The 4,779-nt window shown below is 31.7% G+C and carries 5 protein-coding genes; all 5 read left to right on the top strand.

Features of this window, described 5'->3' with window-relative positions; genetic code table 11:
- Positions 1-349 precede the first annotated feature (349 nt).
- The 5 genes from NBH15_RS28895 to lepB all read left to right on the top strand — a co-directional run bounded on the left by NBH15_RS28895 (position 350) and on the right by lepB (position 4,583).
- Complete coding sequence (locus NBH15_RS28895) at positions 350-1,231, top strand: DUF1573 domain-containing protein (protein ID WP_250824190.1); 882 nt, start codon at positions 350-352, stop codon at positions 1,229-1,231.
- Between the two features lie 430 nt (positions 1,232-1,661).
- Positions 1,662-1,949, top strand: a complete 288-nt coding sequence (locus tag NBH15_RS28890; RefSeq protein WP_250824189.1) for a hypothetical protein — start codon at positions 1,662-1,664, stop codon at positions 1,947-1,949.
- An 81-nt stretch (positions 1,950-2,030) separates the two neighbouring features.
- Positions 2,031-3,092 (top strand): hypothetical protein, encoded by a 1,062-nt coding sequence (locus NBH15_RS28885; protein WP_250824188.1) that lies wholly within the window; start codon positions 2,031-2,033, stop codon positions 3,090-3,092.
- A complete protein-coding gene (locus tag NBH15_RS28880) occupies positions 3,085-3,675 on the top strand; it encodes a hypothetical protein (RefSeq protein ID WP_250824187.1) in 591 nt (196 codons plus the stop codon). The genes NBH15_RS28885 and NBH15_RS28880 overlap by 8 nt, the downstream gene beginning before the upstream one ends.
- 32 nt (positions 3,676-3,707) lie before the next feature.
- On the top strand, positions 3,708-4,583 hold the full coding sequence (gene lepB / locus NBH15_RS28875) for a signal peptidase I (protein WP_250824186.1): 876 nt from the start codon (positions 3,708-3,710) through the stop codon (positions 4,581-4,583).
- The last annotated feature ends 196 nt before the right edge of the window (positions 4,584-4,779 follow it).

Below are 4,779 nucleotides of genomic sequence, written 5' to 3'. Positions count from 1 at the left end.
AGGTCACCTTAATTGACCTCAAAGGTATGATTTCAAATCGTCGCGCCTAAAAAGTAGTATCTAATAGACTATATTTCAATTATTTCAAAGAACTATTTATCCACTTTTACGGGACAGTAATGTTAGTATGTATATAAACTGCATGTATTTTACCTCCATTATTCTCTGTGTTATGCTAATTGCTGATTTGTAAAAATGACAATAACATTGATTTTTATTGTCTTAAAAGAATAAATACTCTTGCTTTTTCCAATAAATATCCCTATATTAGCCAAAAATAAAACACAATCGTTGCCGTTGAGGTGAAAAGCGATGATCCGATTGTGAAATTTAAGATTTAACAATCGAAATGAAAGCCTTTTATCTTTACATATTATTAATAGCAACCACCTTCTTCTCCTGCCACAACAAGCAGAAAGAGAAGGAAAAACAGATACTGCAACTTGTAAACGAATGGCAGGGAAAACAGATCGTGTTCCCTGAAAATGTCGTTTTTACCCGTTATCTGACAGATACCACGGATTTTCAGATTCCGCAATCTGAGTATAAAGTATTAATATATGTAGACTCCATCGGTTGCACCAACTGTAAACTGAAACTGGATAAATGGAAGGAACTGATCGAATATACCGATTCAGTAACACAAAATAAAGTACCTTTCCTCTTCTTTATACATCCCAAAGATGCGAGGGAAATACGTTACATGCTGAAATGTAATGGTTTCGACCATCCCATTTGTATTGATTTGGACGACCGGTTGAACAACTTGAACAAGTTCCCGGCTGATATAACTATCCAGACATTCCTGCTGGACAAGAACAACAAAGTCGTAGTTTTGGGTAACCCCATACACAATATAGCAGTAAAAGACCTGTATCTGAAACAAATTACAGGTAAGGAGAGCCCGAACAAAAACATCCCGAAAACAACAGCCGAAACAACAAAGACAGAAATCGACTTCGGTGTTTTCGACAAATCGGAAGTAAAGGAGACAACCATAGAAATAAAAAACACCGGGGACAATCCCCTTGTGATAGTGGACGTAAGTACCACTTGCGGCTGCACTGCAGTCACGTATGACAAACGACCTGCGAAACCCGAAGAATCCCTCCGGGTGGGAATTAAGATGACACCGAAGGATACAGGTTTCTTCGATGAAGTTGTTACGATCAAGTACAATAGCTCGAATAATCAACATGTTAAACTAAAAATAAAGGGGAATGTTCGGTAATCGAACAGGTGGGAGTTTATTGTATCAAGCAAGAATATATAAACGTCCCCTATATAAACATGAAAGGAGGTGTCGAAAGCTAACACATAAAAATACAATACTAATATTTACAACAAGAAAGTTATAAACCTCAAAAACAAGAAATAAAAATATGCTAAAAATATTATCAATATTAACAATTCTATTTATAGGCATAAACCTTTACATTACAAATGCCAATAAGGAGATAACGAACAGTCTATTTTTAACGAACATTGAAGCTCTTAGCTTCAATGAATCAGATAGCGGTGATGGTTATACAGTATGTATAGTTGGTGACCGTACAATAGATTCCAGTGTTGAACCCCGCACTTGGTGCGGAAACTGTAGATCTGTACGTGTAGTACAAAAGGGAGATGGAAAATGTAAAATTGGATAATAGTCAACATATATGAAAAAAGTATTCATTTCAACCACAATAATTATGATTGTTATTAACTTAATTATCATAAACCTACATTCCTCTCAAAATAAAAAAACATACTTTTTTAATGAAAACCTCGTCGCATTAGCAGGAGGTGAAGAAGGAGGAGATAGTTCATTACAATATAAATATTGTATTACAGGAGACAAACTTACTTCAGGAGCTACATCAGCAGGAGTCATCGCTATATACTGTGGAGACTGTTTAGGTGCCAGAATATGGCCTACTGGTGACGGAGAATGTCGTAGATATTAAAAATTAAATCTATACTCTGTATATTCACCTAGTTAGCTAACTAAAATGTATAGCAGAGTATAGATATAAAATTAATTTATAATGAAACATAAAATCCTTTTCTTACTATTTATATTTAGCTTGATATCTTGCAAAAAAAAATATCCAATAACTAATTATCAAGGTCTCATATATCCAACTGTTATACAAAAAGAAACAATAACAGAGGGGTGTTTTTTCGACATGTTATGTATTCAAGACTCTATCTTATTATTAAAAGCAGAATGTGATTCTTTCTTCTTCCATTTATATAAAATGGAAAATTTAAAGTATGTAGGTAGATTTGGAGAAAAAGGTAAGTCACCATGGGATTTCCAATTCCCATTTCCTTATAATAGCAATACTACAAAGTATCCACAAAACGACACAATACTATTTTATGACATGAATTTAATGTGCAAAAAATCAATAAACATCAATAATATAATAAACAAAAAAGAAGCAATATCAGAAAATATCACCCAAGACTATTTAGATGAAAAATTATTCTTTAGTAAAGAATTAAACCAAATTGGTACAAACATCACAATAGGTAGTAATATTAATAAATCAGATGGTATTTTTTTCATATATAATAAATTTTCAAAAGAAATAAAATGGATTGATTTTTACCCCAAATATTCTATTGATAAAGAATATAGAAATTCTGTATATTCAGGTGTTGTATGCGCTAATGAGGCAAAAAACAAAATAGCTTTTGCCTATAGACATTTTGATTGCATCCTTTTCTATTCACTAACAGGTGATTTAATAAAAGAAATCTACTTTAGTCAACCAAAATTACCTGATTTATCTCCTAATTTTCATGGAGTATCTAATGATTCCCCTATATATTTCTCTAAAATATATGGCACTACAGAAAAATGCTATTTTTTAAGAATAGGAAAAGGATTGAATTACATTTTAAACAATGAAGGAAAAACAGAAATCAATATATTTGAACTTGATTGGAATGGGAATTTACAAAATGTATATTATTTTGACAAAGAATTTTCTTCTTTCTGCATAGATAATAGTGGAGAATATTTATATGCTTTACAAGCAAATAATAACGAGAATGAACCATTTGTTAATTTATTAAAAATAAGACTAAGCCATGAATAAATATATTATTTTCATATGCATATTTATTATATTAAATATTACTCTAATCATCAAAAACAATAATATAAACAAAAACTACAATAAAGCATTAGAAAGAAATATAGTTTTAACAAACAAACTAAACGATATTGCATATTATACAACAAAAAATATTAAATACAATAATCCCACCACAGACATAAACAAAGAAATAGATCTAAATATATTCAAATTCAATAAAAACAAATACAAAATATTTTATAGAGTAGATTTTCCGTATTGTGAAAATTGTATCTATCCTACAATAGAGTTACTAAACGAATTAGCAGATGAGATAGGTTTTGATAAAATTACAATAATAACATCATTTCCCAACATTGAATATGGAGACGATTTTCATGAATTCACAAAAAAATACAATTTAGACATAATCAACATACCTGAAAGTGATTTTTGTATTGAAAAAAAAGAACTTATAGGTTCGTATATTTTTACAATGAATAAAAACCTCAATATAAACAATATATTTTTTTGTGGAAAAAACAATCACTTTATGCTAAATGAATATTTCACCTACTTAAAAGAATACATAGATTCTAATTGAATAAAGACAAATATGCAAATAGAAATAACAAAATGAAAAAACAAACACATATACATACCCTGATCAACAAAGCCATCAATATAGTCTTCTGGCTATGTATGACAGTTACTCTATGGTTTGTTTTACAGGTATTTGTCTTTGCCTCTTTCAAAATCCCCAGCGATTCGATGGAACCGGGATTAATTACAGGAGACAATATACTTGTCTGGAAACCGACCGTTGGACCTCGCATATTCAATCTGTTTGCCTCCATGAGAAACGAACAGACAGAGATTTATCGCATTCCCGGTTTCAAAAAGATAAAACGCAATGATATTCTGGTTTTCAATTTTCCGCATCCAAACAGTTGGGATAAAATTGAAATACATATACTCAAATATTACATCAAACGGTGCGTCGGAATACCGGGAGATACCTTATCCATCCGAAACGGATTCTTTCATGTGGAAGGCGTACAAACACCTCTCGGCAACATGGAGTCACAAAAAGGAATAGCTGCGACTGAGAAATTTCAAGACGGTATATTCCAGAGTTTCCCATTCGACAGCATCATTGGTTGGAACATCAAGGATTTCGGACCGCTCTATATACCGGCAAAAGGCGATTCTGTTACTTTAGATCGTACAAACTTCCGGTTATATAAAAAACTGATCGAATGGGAACAACAGGAAAGCCTTCAATACAAAGATTCTATGACTTTTCTTAACGGAAAGCCGATCTACGGATATCGTTTCCAAGAAAACTATTATTTCATGGCAGGCGACAAAGGCATGAACTCGCAGGATTCACGCTATTGGGGATTACTGCCTGAAGAATATATCGTCGGGAAAACATGGATTATATGGAAATCGGTAGACCCATATACGGATAAATTCAGATGGGACAGATTTTTGAAAATTATTCATTAATAGAATTGATTATAAAGCAAATCCACTATATATGTATCAAAATTACAGTAATATGAAATTAAATCTGTTTGCCACCAGGGCAACCGCACCAAAATTTCTATTAAAATATGTTTTGTGGCATAAATCATTAAAATATTTCAAAAAAAGTTGTGTAATTGGGGAATAAAGGTAATCTTGCAGAAAGAAAAGTCTTAAC

It is taken from the genome of Parabacteroides caeci (assembly GCF_023656795.1).
Taxonomy (GTDB): domain Bacteria; phylum Bacteroidota; class Bacteroidia; order Bacteroidales; family Tannerellaceae; genus Parabacteroides; species Parabacteroides segnis.
Note: the sequence above shows the minus strand (reverse complement) of the source record. Positions and strands in the feature narration are given on the sequence as shown.

Excerpts from the sequence above, each read along its gene's own strand:
- NBH15_RS28885 (WP_250824188.1), top strand. The coding sequence starts at position 2,031 with ATGAAACATAAAATCCTTTTCTTACTATTTATATTTAGCTTGATATCT.
- NBH15_RS28890 (WP_250824189.1), top strand. The coding sequence starts at position 1,662 with ATGAAAAAAGTATTCATTTCAACCACAATAATTATGATTGTTATTAAC.
- lepB (WP_250824186.1), top strand. The coding sequence starts at position 3,708 with ATGAAAAAACAAACACATATACATACCCTGATCAACAAAGCCATCAAT.
- NBH15_RS28895 (WP_250824190.1), top strand. The coding sequence starts at position 350 with ATGAAAGCCTTTTATCTTTACATATTATTAATAGCAACCACCTTCTTC.
- NBH15_RS28880 (WP_250824187.1), top strand. The coding sequence starts at position 3,085 with ATGAATAAATATATTATTTTCATATGCATATTTATTATATTAAATATT.